This window comes from Pseudomonas syringae KCTC 12500 (assembly GCF_000507185.2).
In the GTDB taxonomy this organism is placed as follows: Bacteria; Pseudomonadota; Gammaproteobacteria; order Pseudomonadales; family Pseudomonadaceae; genus Aquipseudomonas; species Aquipseudomonas syringae.
Genome location: NZ_AYTM02000002.1, coordinates 1646272 through 1663504 on the forward strand (window position 1 = coordinate 1646272; position 17233 = coordinate 1663504).

The 17233-nt window shown below is 57.4% G+C and carries 13 protein-coding genes; 9 read left to right on the top strand and 4 right to left on the bottom strand.

What is annotated here, in order from left to right; genetic code table 11:
• Positions 1-3 precede the first annotated feature (3 nt).
• The 3 genes from V476_RS07645 to V476_RS07655 all read left to right on the top strand — a co-directional run bounded on the left by V476_RS07645 (position 4) and on the right by V476_RS07655 (position 3527).
• Positions 4-2310 (top strand): TonB-dependent receptor, encoded by a 2307-nt coding sequence (locus V476_RS07645; RefSeq protein ID WP_003426650.1) that lies wholly within the window; start codon positions 4-6, stop codon positions 2308-2310.
• Positions 2311-2539: 229 nt separating this feature from the next.
• Positions 2540-2779 carry a hypothetical protein gene (locus V476_RS07650; RefSeq protein WP_003317071.1) on the top strand — a complete coding sequence of 80 codons (240 nt, stop codon included), beginning with the start codon at positions 2540-2542 and terminating at the stop codon, positions 2777-2779.
• A 97-nt stretch (positions 2780-2876) separates the two neighbouring features.
• Positions 2877-3527: an FMN-dependent NADH-azoreductase gene (locus V476_RS07655; RefSeq protein WP_024961306.1), complete on the top strand. Its 651-nt coding sequence runs from the start codon at positions 2877-2879 to the stop codon at positions 3525-3527.
• Here V476_RS07655 and V476_RS07660 read toward each other — a convergent pair.
• From V476_RS07660 to V476_RS07670, 3 genes are all read right to left on the bottom strand, one after another.
• A complete protein-coding gene (locus tag V476_RS07660) occupies positions 3520-5031 on the bottom strand; it encodes a Fic family protein (RefSeq protein WP_024961307.1) in 1512 nt (503 codons plus the stop codon). The genes V476_RS07655 and V476_RS07660 overlap by 8 nt on opposite strands.
• 271 nt (positions 5032-5302) lie before the next feature.
• Positions 5303-8221 carry a putative bifunctional diguanylate cyclase/phosphodiesterase gene (locus V476_RS07665; protein WP_024961308.1) on the bottom strand — a complete coding sequence of 973 codons (2919 nt, stop codon included), beginning with the start codon at positions 8219-8221 and terminating at the stop codon, positions 5303-5305.
• 31 nt (positions 8222-8252) lie between these two features.
• Positions 8253-9074 carry a phosphate/phosphite/phosphonate ABC transporter substrate-binding protein gene (locus V476_RS07670; RefSeq protein WP_032629734.1) on the bottom strand — a complete coding sequence of 274 codons (822 nt, stop codon included), beginning with the start codon at positions 9072-9074 and terminating at the stop codon, positions 8253-8255.
• A 312-nt stretch (positions 9075-9386) separates the two neighbouring features.
• Between V476_RS07670 and V476_RS07675 the strand changes: the two genes are divergently transcribed.
• The 6 genes from V476_RS07675 to V476_RS07700 all read left to right on the top strand — a co-directional run bounded on the left by V476_RS07675 (position 9387) and on the right by V476_RS07700 (position 16002).
• Positions 9387-10292: a serine hydrolase domain-containing protein gene (locus V476_RS07675; protein ID WP_024961310.1), complete on the top strand. Its 906-nt coding sequence runs from the start codon at positions 9387-9389 to the stop codon at positions 10290-10292.
• A 414-nt stretch (positions 10293-10706) separates the two neighbouring features.
• Positions 10707-11258, top strand: a complete 552-nt coding sequence (locus tag V476_RS07680; protein ID WP_235810935.1) for an energy transducer TonB — start codon at positions 10707-10709, stop codon at positions 11256-11258.
• 83 nt (positions 11259-11341) lie between these two features.
• Positions 11342-12070: a MotA/TolQ/ExbB proton channel family protein gene (locus V476_RS07685; protein ID WP_024961312.1), complete on the top strand. Its 729-nt coding sequence runs from the start codon at positions 11342-11344 to the stop codon at positions 12068-12070.
• Complete coding sequence (locus V476_RS07690) at positions 12070-12495, top strand: ExbD/TolR family protein (protein ID WP_003426642.1); 426 nt, start codon at positions 12070-12072, stop codon at positions 12493-12495. The genes V476_RS07685 and V476_RS07690 overlap by 1 nt, the downstream gene beginning before the upstream one ends.
• A gap of 113 nt (positions 12496-12608) precedes the next feature.
• Positions 12609-14729: a TonB-dependent receptor gene (locus V476_RS07695; protein ID WP_024961313.1), complete on the top strand. Its 2121-nt coding sequence runs from the start codon at positions 12609-12611 to the stop codon at positions 14727-14729.
• 7 nt (positions 14730-14736) lie between these two features.
• Entirely contained in the window at positions 14737-16002 is a 1266-nt protein-coding gene (locus V476_RS07700) for a histidine-type phosphatase (protein WP_024961314.1), read from the top strand.
• Between the two features lie 76 nt (positions 16003-16078).
• Here the strand turns inward: V476_RS07700 and V476_RS07705 are convergent, their stop codons facing one another.
• Positions 16079-17209, bottom strand: coding sequence for an ROK family transcriptional regulator (locus V476_RS07705; protein ID WP_024961315.1), 1131 nt, complete (start codon positions 17207-17209; stop codon positions 16079-16081).
• Positions 17210-17233 lie beyond the last annotated feature (24 nt).

Below are 17233 nucleotides of genomic sequence, written 5' to 3' on the forward strand. Positions count from 1 at the left end.
TCCATGAACAATCGATCGATATCGCGTGCCCCTCGATTCCCGGTAACGCGCCTCGCGCTGCTGATTTCATTGAACTCATTGTGCCTGATCAGCCCGTTCATTCAGGCCGATGACGATGTGCCCACCTCGGCAACGGCGCCCGCCAGCGACAACAGCGCCGCCATGACGCTGGGCACGGTGTCGGTGATTGGTCAGGGCGAGACTCGCCAGGTGCAGCGCGTGACGCAAAAGGATGTGAAGGCTTACTCGGCAGGCACCAGCCCGATGAAGGTTCTGCAACGCCTGCCGGGGGTCAACTTCCAGTCCGGTGACCCGCTGGGTCGCGAGGAAGGCAGCCAGCGCATCAGCCTGCGCGGCTTCGATATGCACCACCTGGGCTACACGCTGGACGGCGTCACCCTCGGCAACATGAGCTTCGGCAACTTCAACGGGCTGAGCATCACCCGCGCGATCATCGCGGAAAACATCGCCTCCAGCGAAGTGGCACCCGGCATCGGCTCACTGGGCACGGCATCCAACAGTGATCTGGGCGGCACCATCCAGTTCACCAGCTCCAACCCCGATAAAGAGTTCGGCGCGCGTCTGTCGCAAACCCTGGGCAGCTACGACACCTCACGCACTTTCATGCGGGTCGATACCGGCGAATACAACGGCCTGTCAGCGTACGTGTCGGGCGAAAAGTACGACGCCGACGCCTGGAAAGGCCACAACAACCCGCAAAAGTCCGACGCGGTGAACGCCAAGGTCAACTACAACTTCGGCGACAATCGGGTGAGCTTCTTCCACAGCACCTCGTCTCATGACGAAGCCAACCTGCCGAACATGTCCAAAAGCATCATCCAGCGTCTGGGCTACAACTGGAGCTACTACACGCCGGACTGGACCCGCGCGGTCAATGCGGCCAACGGCATTTATAGCGGCGGGGTCACCAGCGCGAACGATGCGACCTACAACGCCAGCAGCCTGCGCGACGACGAACTGGACATCCTCAACGGCAACTTCTCGCTGACCGATGATCTGGTTCTGGACGCGACCGCCTATCACCACCATGACTCGGGCCGGGGCAATTCGTATTACCCGTTCGTCTACACCAGCGGCTCGACGACAGTGCCGAGCAATTCGATTCGCAGCACAAAATACGGCATTGATCGAACCGGTTTCCAGAGTTCACTGACCTACTACCTCGGCCAGCATGAAATTCAGGGCGGGTTCTGGATTCAGTCCAACAAGAACGACATCTCGCGTTACCTGTTCGATACCACCAATGCGACGCCGCAGAACCACATCGTCAAAACCGATGGCCTGCCCTTGGCGGCCACCGTGCTGGATCAGAGTTACAACGACCTGACCCGGCAGTTCTACCTGCGCGACACCTACACTTTGCTCGATGACCGCCTAAAACTTGAGTTCGGCGCGAAAAATACCGTGACAACCTCGACAGCCGAGGGCAAAGGCGGCGGTTACGCCAGTGGTTCGCTGCAAGCGCGGGACAGGTTTCTGCCGCAAGTAGGCGCAACCTACAAACTCGACGAGGACGACGAAGTCTTCACCTCTTACTCGGAAAACATGGCAGCGTTCCCGAGTGGCGGTTACAGCCCGTTCTTCACGACGCAGAGCGCCGTCGATGCGCAGAACGGCTTCAAGGACCTGAAGCCGGAAACCTCGAAAACCGTGGAGCTGGGTGTGCGCCGCAGCACCAAGCTGTATTCGGCCTCGGCGGCGATCTACAACACCAAATTCGATAACCGCCTGGTCGCCATCACCAACTGCACCGGCATCGTCATCTGCCAGAACGGCGTCGCCAACGTCGGCTCGGTCACCAGTCGAGGCCTGGAGCTGTCGTTCGGCCTGACGCCCAATGAGAACTGGCGCTGGTCCAACTCCATGTCCTATAACCACAGCACTTACGACGATGACTACGCCAGCGGCGGCAACACCGTTCATGTAAAAGGCAAGACCGTCGTCGATACACCGAAACTGATGTATTCGAGCAACCTGGACTGGAATTGGGAACACTGGAACGCCGGCTTGCAAGGCAGCTACATCAGCAAGCGCTATTACACCTACACCAATGACTCCAGTGTCAGCGGCTACTGGCTGGCAAACGCCAACCTCGGCTATGACTTCGGCAAACTCGGCGCCCTCAAGGACACCACGCTGTCGCTGAACATGGTCAACCTGTTCGACAAACGCTACATCTCCACCCTCAACACCGACGCCAGCGCAGCCACCGACCCGGCGGGCAACTTGCAGATTCTTCAAGTGGGCACACCGCGCAGCGCGTTCGTAACACTCGGCGTGAAACTCTGATCGTTGCTGACTGAGGATGGGCGAAGGATCGCCCCACCCGCCACTTGCATTGAATGACGCTGCGCGGTTTGCTCTTGGAGACAGGATCCTGCGGGAGCGCGCTGGCTCGCGAAGGCAATCTGCAGTCGCTGCATAATATATGTCGGTTGCCAGCCCCTCGGCGACGAACAGCGCACGGTGCTGCATACTCCCCCGCATCTATAGCGCCTGACCTCTATCTGGACACCCCATGACACCCAACGCAGAACTGTATAACCCCTCCACCGAATATGCCGACAAACTGATCTCGCGCATCGGCCAAACCCCTTCGTGGATCGCCAAGCGCATCGGGGTGACCGACAAACGCATTCGCTACATCCTCGATGGGGAGCGGACCGTCAAGGGCGAGACCACGCCGATTCAGATGACCTATACCGAGCAGTTTGCGCTGGAGTGCCTTGTGGCAGAGGCTATAGCGCTGAGGATGTAGACTTAGCTCTCAAGCCGATAAGCCAGAAGGAACATCGGCGTCAACTCATAGACTAAATTGGATAGCTTCTGCGGGTGCACCCAACAGGAATGATTCCATGCATATTCTTCATATCGCCAGCTCTCCCCGCGCCGAGCGCTCCGTTTCCCTGAAACTGGCCTCGCGCTACCTTGAGACTTTTACCTCACTTCATCCGGAATCCACTGTGGACGCTCTGGACGTGTGGACGACCGATCTTTTGCCCTTCGACGGTCCTGCCTTGAACGCCAAGTACGCAGACCTTCAAGGTGTGCAAATGAGCGCTGAGCAACAGGCAGTGTGGAAGCAGATCCATGCATTGGGCGAGCGTTTCCACCGAGCCGACGTCATCCTCTTCAGTGTGCCAATGTGGAATTTCGGTATTCCCTACCGCCTTAAGCACTTGATTGACGCCGTATCGCAGCGCGGTGTGCTGTTTGAATTCGATGCCCAAGGCATGCGTGGTCTGCTCAAAGGTAAGAAAGTGGTGGTGTTCGCCTCACGTGGGGTAGCGCTTGGGGAAGACTTCCCCACCGAAGCCTACGACCATCAGGTCGCGTACCTCAGAACCTGGGCACGGATGGTGGGCATCCCGGCCATCGACGCGGTGCTATCGGAAGCAACGCTCGCGGATCCCGCAACGGCAGAGGCTAATTTTAACGCAGCGCTGGCCGAAGCGTCGAAGCTCGCCGCGGACCAGTCTGACCTAGAAGGTGAAAGCGTTACTTAGACTCTGTCGCTTGAGGCGCATGCAGATCGGCGTAGATACTCTCCGCCAGTGCAATGTCTTCATCCGTCAGGTGCTGGAACAACCCGGTCCGCTTGCGCTTGGAGACATGTCCGCTGTTCTCGTAGATCACCGCGATTAGAAGCTCAAGGTCTCGGTTGGACAGATCAAGTTCGCGATTCATTTGCTCTTTGAATCTGTCACGGCGAACGAGATGGTTAACTTCGTCGCGCATGAGCCCGTCCAGAACCCGCGCAGCACTCTTGTTGACCTCTCCCTGCAGATCAGTGAAATCCAGATGAGCGAACAGATGATCGTGCGCTTCATCCAGTTCAGGGTCGCTGGCCAGGTCCGTCCTGTGGTACTGCGTAGCACCGAGTATCCGCCGTGACAGGGCATCAAGCGCGCCGATATAAGTCTCGAGATTGACCAGAAGGCCAGCAGATATTGGCATGATAATGCCCTGCAGCTTGACACCTTCATTAGCCAGGATGTCCTGCATGATGAAGCGGGACAAACGGCCGTTGCCGTCCATGAAAGGGTGGATATAGATAAAGCTGTGCGCAATCGCATTCAATTTAACCAGCGCTGGCGCGTTACTGCGCATAACGCGCTCACGCATCAGGAACCACTCCTCCATCATCTCAGGAACGTTCTCCGGCGCTGGCGGGATGAGGTGGATCAGATCCCCGCGGCCAAGCCAGTTCTGCATATACCTGTAAGCACCAATGGAAGGGTCAGGACGCCCCGTAGCGAGGGCTATTCGATGGACGTCGAACAGGAACTCCTCATCAAGCGAGCGCTGGCCTGCCTGTTCCAGCACTCGCACAAAGCGCAGGATTCGATCAGGCGCCGGGCGTTCGTGCTCAATCTCGTATGAACTGCGGGTCTCGGTCGTCAGCAGGTACTGCGCCGCTCTAGCAATCTCGCTGACTGAGAAGTCGACCATCTGGTCATGCATACGCTCGACTATTTGTGCATTCAGAAGATTGTCGTCTGCCCAACTCTGGCGTGTAACAAGAGCCGAAAGCTTCGGTGTCCCCAACAGATTCATCCGCACCCGGTGTCTGCGCGACATTTGCTCTGGGCCGGTGAAATATTTATCCGGTGGGAGCAGGTGCTCATAGGGTATGTTTTGAGCCGCGTCGGGCAAAGGCAACTGGTGGCCTGCAATGTGCTCACAGATGTACCAGAGTCGGCGCAGATAGCCGCTGGCTGGTTTCTCGACGATTGCAGCAGTCAGGTCATTACGAACAGCCGGATTCTGAAAGGCGCGCTCCAGAACGCCTATATTCACCCCTTCGTATGAGAGCGCAAAAAGCATCTGGTCAACGGGGCGATGCTCTCTGGCATAGCCCTTGGTGAAGACCTCTATCTTCACGCCACCAGTGGGCAGTGAGAGCGCAGGCCGCGAGCCAATGACACACTCATGATCAAGCGCCACGCAGCGAAGATCCAGTGCATTGATCAGCCAGCTATACCCGGCTCGCTCAATGGGTTGCTGCATGGAGAATTTCCTATACGAGTCACGAGAAAATTATAATTTACACGCTTTTCGAGGAAAAAATTATAGCTGGCTGTGCATACCATGAACGAGTGGGTGATTTTTTGTGAAGACTGCTTCGTTTCGACTCAGGTAGCAGTGGGTCGGAAATGTTTCGTCTGATGCGTATCGTTGATCAAACGCAGCTACCTGCCAATACGTGCTTTCGGCCAAAAGCAGCCGCTGCGTACAGCGGCCTGCCATGACCGCTCTCGCAGACACGATCAATACGATGTTATGCCACACCACTTTCAGAAAAGCTTATATCCAGACTGCGTGACGATTTAATCATCGCAGCGCACTCTTCACTGATGACAGGCTTACTAAAAAGATAACCCTGCATTTGATCGCAGCCATACGTCACGAGCAGCTCTAACTGATCGACTGTTTCGACGCCTTCTGCGATGACGTTAAGACCCAATTCGTGCGCCAATACGATTACCGCCCGGGTGATCGCGGCGTCCTCATGATTGCTGGTGATATCTTTGATAAACGCCCTGTCGATTTTGAGGGCATCAAGAGGGAATCGCTTCAAGTAAGCCAAACTGGAATAGCCCGTTCCGAAATCATCGACCGAAAGGCTTATACCATACGACTTTATATCTCGGAGTATTTCAACTGCCGACTCGGGATCGATCATCAGCATCGACTCGGTCAGTTCGAACTCTAAAAGAGCGGGGTTGATACCGTATGCTTCAACGATATGCTTGACGGTCTCGGCCAGGCCTTTCACCTGAAGCTGCCTGACGGACAGATTGATGGCGATCGGCACCAGCCTTATATTATTCTTTTCCCAGCTCTTTAGGGTTTCACAGACTTTGCGGATAACCCACACGCCGACAGGAATGATCAGGCCCGTGTCCTCCAGAATAGGGATAAAATCGGCCGGAGAAATCATACCTTGCTCCGGGTGATTCCAGCGCAATAAAGCCTCCAGACCACTTATCCTGCCATCGACGAGGCTGACCTTGGGCTGAAAGTGCAGAATAAACTCATCGCGCTCAAGTGCACCCCGCAGTAGCGTTTCAGTTTGCAAGCGCCGGGTTAAACTTTCGTTCATCCGGGCGTCGTAAAACTTGAAATTATTACGGCCGCTTTTCTTCGCATGGTACATGGCGGTGTCCGCATTCTTCAAGATAACGCCCGTGTCACGCCCGTCAAACGGATAATTAGCGATGCCCACACTCGCTGAAACGAATATATCCTGGCCGCCCAGGTTGAACGGTTTACCCAACGCATCAACAACCTGGGTCGCCAGCGATTTGATGAGGCTCTCGGAATAGACCTTGTGGGTGACGACGATCGAAAACTCATCGCCTCCCAGCCGCGCAACCACACTGTTCTCATCAATGCAGTCTCTCAAGCGTCGACCCGCCTGGATAAGCAATTGATCGCCTACTGAATGCCCCATGGTGTCATTCACGGCTTTGAACCGGTCCAAATCTATGAATATGACGCTTACTGCATCTGGCGCTGACGTGGTCCGACTGATTATCTCGCGCAGATAATTGCTGAGAAACCAGCGATTAGGCAGACGGGTGAGCGAATCATTTTCGGCCAGGTAGGTCAGCTTGTTCTTTGCATCATACCGTTCAAGCGCGGCTGCCAAGAGGTTGGCAAGTGTTTGAAGGTAGCTGACATCTTCACGCGTAAAGCGGTAATCCCTGCTGGCATACACCCCAAGAACGCCCTTGAAGACTTCTCTGCAAGAGATATCAACCTCCAGGCCACTTCTAATACTGCACGCCGCTACTGTCTCACAAGGAAGCAGCGTGTAACGGCTATCAGGCGAATCAGAATTAATGACAAACCCGGCAGAAGAAGCAGTACTGTTCAAAAAATCATTATGATAACCACTGCGGATTTCAACGCCGGCGAAGCCAACCTCCGCGGTGACGATGACCTCATGGTTCACTCGATCAACGACCCGTAAAGCGGCCTTGCTCAGGTTCAATCCTTGCGCCGCAGTCAGTGCCGCCAGCTCACCCAGAGCACTGACGTTTTCCTCTGTCAATGCCTGCTGGCCAAACAAGGCGATAAGGTTCTGCCTTCTGGCGTTATCCAGAATCGCTACCTCAAACTCTTTTCGATCTGTGATATCGATATCGATGCAGATATATTTTTCAACGCCGCCCAGGTCATCGAGAATAGGTATGACAGTGCGTCGATGCCATGCAACCTTGCCGGTACGACCAGCAAGCCTGACCTCACCGTTCCACACCTCATTTTCAGGTGCCCATTGCCACGGCTCATTGGCCGAAGACATGCCGGTCCAGACTTCATCGATCGTCAACTCTAAAAGCTCGGCTCGCGAGTGCTGTGAGCTTGTGACGAATCGTTCGTTAACGTAGGTGATACGTCCGGAGGCCGACACTTCGCAAACGATCGACACCTCATCCAGGGCATTTTTATGCTGCACCAAGGTATTCATCAACGATTCGATACGCAGCCCAAAGTGATTGCGCATACTCGCAGCAGTACGGTTTACCGCTTTTATCGCCTCCTGTATTTCCATGGGAGCATCAGCGACTAACATGGCTTCTGCTGCCACTGCGCCTGAAGCGATTTCTGCCTCATAAGAGTAAAGCTTGCCCAAGTGGGCAAGCGAACGCTTGATCATGAATCCCATCAACGTCAAACTGATCAGCAAAAAGAACCCAGCGAAGAGTGTCGCCTGAATCACAAGACTGTAGAGTGCGGCAGCAATTCTCTCGGCATTGAAAGACAGACGCATCACACCATAATCTTTCCCGCCAACAGTGATCGGACGATTGACGTCGAATAATCGCGCAGCGACTTCAGACTCTATCCATGCAGGCGCTCTTCCAAGCGGCGCACTGGCGGCCTCAAGGCGAATGACGCCACCCGACAGGTCAATAAACATGGCCGACTTGAACGGCGAGCGAGCCAGGGTTTTTTCGAGGGTTCTTTTGATGGTGTCGTAATCGCCGATGACGACACTCTCCTCGACCGCTTGCGCGGCTACCTCGATCAGCATATTAGCGGTGTCTTGTATCTCTTCAATATGCTGAAGCAGCTGGTTTTTATAAAACAGGCCCAGGCCCGTCGTCAAAAAAGTCAGTATCAGAATGCATAACATCGCCAGTATTCGCGATGTCAGTGATTTGGGCAGCAGGCTTTTAAAGAAATTCATTAACAGCCTCTCCAGCTAACGTTGAAATTATTTACTTGAGGTTTGCTGGCAAACTATTATAAAAATCACGATAGGACGCGTAATCCGCTTCCGTCGCAGGAATGAAGGTAATCGGTGTCGGTGCATGCACCAGCTCGGTCGCCTCACGAAGAACCCTGCTACCGTCGGGATCGTTTTGCATATTAAAAAATGCGTTGGCGACCGCATCACGTTCTTTTTTGGAAACCCGAGGGGATGCCATGAGGGCCAAATCGTTGAACGAGGCCGAACTCCACAGGACGCGGAACGACTTCCCTTCTCTCTCCGTGTAGCCGCTTACAAGCTGTGAGTTGGCCCCCATCGCTTGGGCCTTGCCGCTAAGGAGTTGGCTGAAAGCACCGTCCATGTTTCCTGCGAACACAGTAGACGTATTGATCTTTTTCTTGACCAATTCCGAACTTGTCACTTTATAAGCAATGAACGCTTCGGGCCCTGGATAAACCACTTCCTTGCCTTCTAGTTCCGAAAGGCTATGAATCGGCGAGTCGGCAGGCACCACGATTTGTCCTTCGAGGGCAGGCGCGTCACGGCGACCAAACACCTTCCAGCCCATTTTGTCGCGCTCGGGGCTAAAAAGATGGTTGGTGAACGCGAAATCAACTTCTTGCGCGAGCACATAACTGGTTGTATCAGAGGAAGTTCGCCCTAACTTCAGCGTGAGATTCACGCCGCTTTTTTCAGACACATACTTAATAATTGGATTCCAAAAACTGGCCGAAAGATTAATATTGTACTGATTGACAGGCGAAAAATTGTACACCTTAAGCTCTTCAGAAGCCGCCACATTCGACACGACCAAAGACAGGGCGATCATGATAGCTTTGCAGCTCAGGCGTAACTTCACTTGTTTACTCCACAGGTATAATAACTTCTTAGCCAACGGTGACGAGCGCCAACTTAAGCTCAGCCATCTAATATAATCGGCCGAGGCGCTTGAATCTTAAGCACCGACCGCATGAATAAATGTTAATGGCCAGCCCCCACACCTGCCTGCCGCCGCCACAGACCGCTTTATGTCAAAAACAGTCTTTCAGCACAGCACAAACGGCTGACTTGATCCCGGCGCAGCAGAGCAATTGAGATATCTTGTCGGGCTGTAGATCCGCTCAACATTCCAGGGAAGCCAATGCTCATTTCACTCGTGTCAAATGGTCAGCCACAAACGCCAGACCGATTGGAGCTGATGGCCCCCTGGTGGAGCTTTACGAAAACGGTCCTGGCTGCGACAGCCCTCTCGTTGGTACAGGATGGACTGATCGGGTTGGACGACCCCATTCCTGATCAGCCTTTCACTTTGCGCCAGCTACTGCGGCATGAAGCAGGACTGGCTGACTACGGAGAGCTTGCGCAGTATCACACCGCCGTTGCTAAAGGTGAGCCCGCCTGGCCGGCAGATGAAATGATGCGATGTCTTGACGGTACTCGACTTCGATACAGCCCCGGAACCGGATGGCGTTACTCGAACGTCGGTTACTTATTCATCGGCAGGCTAATTGAACGGCTGACCGATATGACGCTTGATGATGCAGTGATTCAACGTGCGCTTGCCCCTCTGGGCATCTCGAACGTTCGCTTTGCTAAAACGCGAGCAGACTTACAAGCGACCCATCTGGGAAGTACCTCGAATTATGACCCCGCCTGGGTTTACCACGGCTTGTTGATCGGGCCGATTTCGCAAGCAGCGCTATTTCTGGACCGACTTCTCAGTGCAGAGCTCCTCTGCGCAGGCTTGCTTCAGGAAATGCAGACAGCACGAACACTAGGCGGCCCGATTCCAGGGCGCCCATGGATCACGCCGGGCTATGGCCTCGGCTTGATGCAAGGTTCGATTGACGGTGGGCATTCTCTAGCTGGGCACACAGGCTGCGGGCCGGGCAGCGTCATAGCTGTCTATCGCATCGGCGATGGCGGCGCATCGGCTTGCTGCGCTGCTTTTGAGGTGGACGCGACTGAAGGTGCCGTTGAAGCCATCGTTGCTGGCCAACTGATGCAACTCTTGCGACAGGGGGCTGACGGCATCAAAGTCCTTTAGCCGTAGGCCTTATGGTTCGCCGGATAACCGCCTCTGAATCCCGTAAAGACCGCTTGTAAGGCCACGCCTGTTGGCGCCCATGCAATTGTCACAAACTGCTTACTTGATAATTTTTCTCTGTCACGCATCTGTCACTCGTCACTCCTATATTCCTCCGACACCTGTTACGAGGTTCCTCTACCGGCCTCGGACCCAACTTTCGCAGGGAATGCGCCCGATGTACCCGGCCTACCGGCCTGGAGGAAATCAATCGTGGATGCAACGCTGACACCCCTGCTGCACCTTCAGCCATTGCCTGCCGGCAGCGCCTCGCGATTGCTGCGCCGGGGATGCGCGGTAACGCTGGTCGTGGCGGTGCATGTTTTGGTATTGAGCATGGTGACCAGGTCATCGCCCCCTGCGCTTGCACCACAGGTGATTCGTACTATTTACGCCTCGGTCATCAATGAACCGACTCCGGCGCCAGCTGCAAGTGCCGCGCCCACGCCACCGCCTACCGTTGCCCCTGTCGCACCGGCACCAGCGCCTGTGGCCGTTAAGCCGGTGGCCCGGCCCAAGCCCGTGGCCAAACCGCAGGTGATGCAACACCCCGTCGTGGCCGCCGCAACGTCTGCCCCCGCGACCATCAGCACCGCGGCCGCCGCACCGGTAGTCACGCAAATTCCCGTACCACCGCCTCAGCCCAAGACCCTCACCCGGGGCGTCGAATACGTGCATGAACCACAACCCGAATATCCCGACAGTGCACGTGAAGAGGGCCACGAGGGCACCGTGATCCTGCGGGTGCTGGTGGACGAGCACGGCAAGCCCGGCGCGGTGGACATCGTACGCTCCTCGGGCTTTGGCAACCTCGACGAGGCGGGCAGGACGGCTGTGCGCGGCGCACTGTTCAAGCCTCATTTGGAGGAAGGGCATGCGGTGTCGGTATATGTGATCGTGCCGCTGCGATTCCAGCTCGACAGTTAGCAATCACGCAGGCGTAACCCACCATCTTTTATCGACGGGCCTCCCGGTCAGGGCAGCGCTCACCTCAAAGAAAGGAAATACACATGGACACCGGAACACTGGGTTTGAATGTTTTGTGGCAACAGGCCGACTTTGTCACCCGTGGCGTGGCCTTGACGCTGTTGGTGATGTCGATTGCGTCCTGGTACGTGATGGTCGACAAGCTGGTGCGCCTGGCACTGCATCGCCTGCGTTCACCTAAGTTGCTGGAGGCGTTCTGGAGCGCACCGACGCTCAAGGATGGCGTGCAACAATTGGGTCATCACAGTGCCTACGCCGAACTCACTCAGGCCAGCGTCAGCGCCGCACGCCAGCACCGTGATGCGCTGGATGGCGACATGCACCCGCCGGCCTTCAGCGAATGGCTGAACCGCGCCTTGCGCCAAGCCACGCTGACCGTGGGCGGACAGTTGCAAGGCGGCATGGCGATTTTGGCCACAGTGGGTTCCAGCGCCCCCTTTGTCGGTTTGCTCGGCACCGTGTGGGGCATCTATCACGCCTTGATGAAGATCGGCCTGACCGGCGACGCGAGCATCGACAAGGTTGCAGGCCCCGTCGGCGAAACGCTGATCATGACCGCTCTGGGACTGGCCGTGGCCATTCCGGCCACCCTGGGCTACAACCTGCTGGTGCGCAGTAACAAGCAGACCCTCGCTGAACTGGGCAAGTTTGCCTTCGAACTGCACGACCTGCTGGTGATCGGCGCCCGTGCGACCCCGCGCGGCGGGCAGCCTGCGCGCAGCACGTTCAACGCCCAGGCGGAGATCGTCTGATGGCCAGTGGATTGCTGGGCGGGGATGAACAGGAAGAGGACGGCTTTAACCCCGAGATCAACACCACGCCACTGGTGGATGTGATGCTGGTGCTGTTGGTGATCTTCATCATCACCGTGCCGGCCATCCAGCACTCGGTGAAGATTGACCTGCCCAAGGCCGCCGCGCAGCAGGACAACAAACCGCCGCCCTCCGTGGATCTGGCGCTGGACAACGAAGGCCACCTGCATTGGGACGACCGCGACATCAGCGACAGTGACTTGCCGGCACTGATCGCTGAGGCCGCCGCGCGTCAGCCGGTACCGGAGTTGCACCTGCGTGCCGAACGCAACACCCCGTATGAAAAGGTGGTGCAGGTAATGACCGCGGCGCAGTCCGGTGGCCTGGAAAAGATCGGCTTCGTGACCAAGGCCGTTACGCCTTAACAACCGCGCCGCCTTCACCCCCCTTCCTCGGTCGGCTGTTACAGCCGGCCACGGCGAAGTGCGCGCGACAGAAATCAACCAGGCCGTGAACGGCCGTTTTCGAAGGTGCTGTCATGTTTCGCAAATCCTCGTTGTATGTGCGTGCAGGTCTCGGTTTCGCAGCGTTTTCCCTGGCCTTGCCATCATTTGCTGCCGATGTACCACCGGCCATCGACGACAGTACATTGGCCACGCTGCCTCAAGTCACTGTAAAGGCCACCAAGCGCAAGCCGGCGCTGCACCAGCAGACCAACAGCGGCGCCTTGGGCAGCCATGCGGTGATCGACACACCGTTTTCGTTCAAGAGCGTAGGCAGCGACGAAATCCAGGCCCGTCAGGCGGGCATCCTGTCTGAGGCCGTCAAGTACGACGCCTCCGTCACCTCCATCAGTTCGAGCTATGGCACCCACCCCGCCACACTGGCCGTTCGCGGCCTGCCCCTGGATGACCTGAACGGCTACAAAGTCGACGGCATGGCCAACATCAACCGCGGTGTGGAAATGCCTCTTGAGATGTTCGAGCGGGTCGATGTGCTTAAAGGCCTGTCGGGCTTCATGTATGGCTTCGGCAGCCCGGGCGGCATCGTCAACTACGTGACCAAGCGGCCTACCGACAAGACCACCCTCAGCGTTGATGCCGGCTACCAGTCCGATAACGTCTATAAGGAACATCTGGATGCCGGAGGGCGTCTGGATGACCCGCGTTTCGGCTACCGGGTCAACGTGGTGCACGAGGAAGGCGATGCCGCTTCGGGTGACGCCAAGGTCAACCGTACGGCAGTCGGCGTGGCCCTGAACGCGCAGCTCAGTGATGACTTGAGCGTTGACTTGGACACTCTGTACCAGAAGCGCAATACCAGCGGTGGCACCGACATCATCGTCAACACCAAGAACGCCTTGCCCAGCCCTATTGACGGTAGCAAGCGCCTGTACAGCAATGGCTCCTACACCGATGTCGACTACAGCCTGTCGACCGTGAGCGCTACCTACAAGTTTTCTCCCGACTGGACCGGTAAGCTGGCCTACCGCTACTCCGATTCGACACGCCGTTATGTGAAAGACCAATACCAGATTTCCAGCGACGCCGGCGCGTACACCGACAAGGTTACGTCCGAGTACCACGCCTACGACTACAACGACACCATGGGCACCCTGGAAGGCAAATTCACCACGGGATGGTTCACTCACGACGTGGTACTGGGCGCCAGCTACTCCCAACTGAACTCGGACAAATCCGTGGTCACCCCGAAGACCACCGTGGGCAAGGGCAACCTGTACAACCCGACGATCTTCTCGGTCTACAACATCGACTACAGCGGCGGTACCTACGGCGACGACAACGTCAAGGAAAGCGCAGTGTTCGCCAGCGATACCATTGGCCTGGGCGAAAACTGGTCGTTGCTGGCGGGCCTGCGCAACGAAAATTATCGTGAGCAAACCCGCGGCTCCGCCACCTCCGCTGTGACGCCATACAAGGCCCGGCCGGCAACCCCAACCGTTGCCTTGATGTACAAGCCGACCAAGGACGTGACGCTGTATGCCAGTTACGTCGAATCTCTGGAAAGCGGCGGTACCGCACCCAGCAGCGCAGTCAACTCCGACCAGACCCTGAGCCCGCTGCTCAGCAAGCAATACGAGGTGGGCGTGAAAGCCCAGCAGCGTAACTGGAGCGCCACCGCCGCAGCGTTTCGCATCGACCGTGGCGCCGAGTACACCAACGACGCCAATGTCTACGTGCAAAGCGGCACCATCCGCTATCAGGGCCTGGAGCTGAACGCCAGCGTCGATGCCACGCCGGACCTGACAGTGGAAGGTAGCGTCATGTCACTGGACTCGGCCTACCACGATGCGGGGGACGGTGTGGACGGAAACCGCGCAGCCGGTGCGGCGCACTATCAGGCCGCAACTCAGGTTACGTATCGTGTGCCCATGGTGCCCAGGATGTTCCTGCACACCGGTGCCCAGCGTATCGGCGAAATGGCGGTGGATTCAGGCAACGTGCATACCCTCCCGGCCTACAGCCTGTTCGATGCCGGGGGCGGCTATCGTCTGCGTCTGGGCGATGGCCATGCGCTGACTCTGGGTGCCAACGTCACCAACCTGGCCAACAAAAAGTACTGGACCTACTACCAGGAAAACTACCTGCAACCGGGTTCGCCACGTACTTTAAGCCTCAATACCCGTTATGACTTCTAGGCCCGTGATGATGAAATCGACTTTGTTGAAGTATGCGGGGTTGGCGCTGGGCGTGTGCTTGGTGCTTCCATCAGTGGCCGCGCCTCTGGACACCACCGGCCTGCGCCTGGACAAGGTGGTACTGGTGATGCGCCACGGTATCCGTCCGGCTACCAATACCGCCGAGTTGCAACGCTGGTCGGCCAAGACCTGGCCAGCGTTTGGTGTCCGCGACGGTCAGTTGACCGACCATGGCCGCGCCGCCACCGTGCTGCTGGGCCAATGGCAACGCCGCATGCTGGATTCGCTCGGCCTGTTCAAGGCGGGACAGTGCCCGCAGGCGGGGGATGCCTACGTGTGGTCCAGCCCGGTAGCGCGCACCCAGGCCACCAGTGCGGCGTTGGTAAAGGGGATGTTCCCGGGCTGCAACGTAGCGATACACCATGTGCGTGAGAGTGAAGACCGGCTGTTCCACGGCGGCGAAAATGGCCTGGCACCGCTGGACCCGGCGCGCACCCGGGCGGCAATGCTGGCAGCCATGGGTGGCAGCGTTGACGCAGCTCGCGAGCGCTTTGCCGCGCCGCTGCTGGCCATGCAGCAATTGGTGGGCGTGCCGACGACCTGCGGGAAAAAGACCTGTGCCTTGAGCAAGCAACCCTGGACGCTGAAAGAGAAGGAAGGCGTCACCAAGCTCAGCGGTCCGTTGAGTGTGGGCGCGGCCATGAGCGAAACCTTCCGCATGCAATACGCCGAAGGCTTGCCACTGGACCAGGTGGCGTTTGGCGAAGGGCGCACTGCCGCAGACGTATCGCGCTTGATGGCCTTGCGTTCGGGCAAATACGCGCTGAGCAATCACGTACCTTACATCGCCCAGCGGGGTGCTTCGCAATTGCTCGGACAAATCCTCCTGGCTCTGCAACCAACATCCGTGGGCAGCCCGCCGGGTAGCAAATGGTTGGCGTACGTAGGCCACGACAGCAACATCGCGCAGTTGCGAACGCTGCTGGGCTTTGACTGGAAAATTGCCGAATACCCCGAGAATGACGCAGCACCAGGCGGCACTATTGTGTTTGAACGCTGGGTGAACGACCGCACAGGCGCGCAGTTTGTCAGCGTTGCCTATGTGGCGCAGAGCCTGGACCAGTTACGCAATTTGTCCAGTGAACCGCCGTATCAGGCGCAGTACCCGGGGTATGCGGGAGAGGAGTTGATGCCATTGAACGGGTTTGTTGCCGACATGGAAAAACGTATCGACCGGTCTGCGACTGAGATACAGCACTACGACAACCCTTGAAACAACAGCTTTGGCCCAACAACAGTCAACATTCCCCCCAAAACCGCCAGTGCCTGTCCACCCAACGCCCAACGAATCAAACAAAAAACCGCTCCTTTAACGGCACCAGCGCCGCCCCCAGCGCCGCCGCATCCCCATTCGTCTCGCTCAGCAATAACTGCGGCCGAGGCGGTGGAGAGTTGTAGCGATGGGTGCCCCAGAAGGTCGTCGCGGCGATCAGGCGTTTTCCCAATTCAGGCGGCAATTGCCCGCCAAACACCACGGCCTGCGGATCGAACAACCCGGCCAGTGCGTTGATCAGGCGATCCAGTGTGGGCTTGACGCGTGTCAGCCAGGTATTCACACCGGGCCAGCCGGGGTCGAAGCGCAGGCGCAGGTCTTCGATCGAGTCGACCTGCATGCCGCTCTGATGCAGGTCTTCGAGCAAGTAACGCAAAGCCGGGCGGTTTATCGATTCTTCGTCGTTGTAGAGGGTGATCTCGCCTGCGTTGCCGTGGCTGCCGAAATACGGTTTGCCGTTGATGACGACGCCGGCGCCGAAACCGAAGTTGAACGACAGGTAGATGAAGTTGCTGGCCCAGGCACCCACGCCCACCAGGCTTTCGCCGATGGCCGCGGTGGTGGCGTTGTTTTCCAGCCAGACCGGCATGCCGAAACGTTCTTCCAGCACCGGTTGCAGGTCCATCAATGACCAGTCGCGCAGCGGTTCAGGCGCATTGATCTGGCGGTTTTCAAGAAAAAAGCCGGCAATCGCGAAGCCCATGCCGACGACGCGTTGCGCTTCGATACCGTTGCGCTGAAGCATGCGCTCGATGGTCTTTTCCAGCGAATCCAGGGTGCTGTTGCGGCTTAACGGCGGCGTGCGCAGGGTGACTTGTTCCAGCACATTGCAGCCCAGATCGGCGACGCAGACTACTGCCGAGTCGGTGTTGATCGATACACCAATGGCATACACCGCTTCGTTGACCAGTTCGATGCGCGGGCTGGGTTGGCCGCGACCGTTTTTGACGCGCTCGCCACTGCGCAGCAGGCCACGGCTGATCAGTTCTTCGATGAGCCGGTGCACCGACTGCTGAGCCAGGTCCATCTCGGTTGAAACCGTGGCACGGGTGATCGCGCCTCGACGACGAAGGATGTCCAGCAACTTGCGTTCATTGAGGCTCAACGGTTGATGCGAATGAAGTGGCGTGTCGAGGTCGAGAGGCATGGAATCTTCAAATCGTAGGAGGAT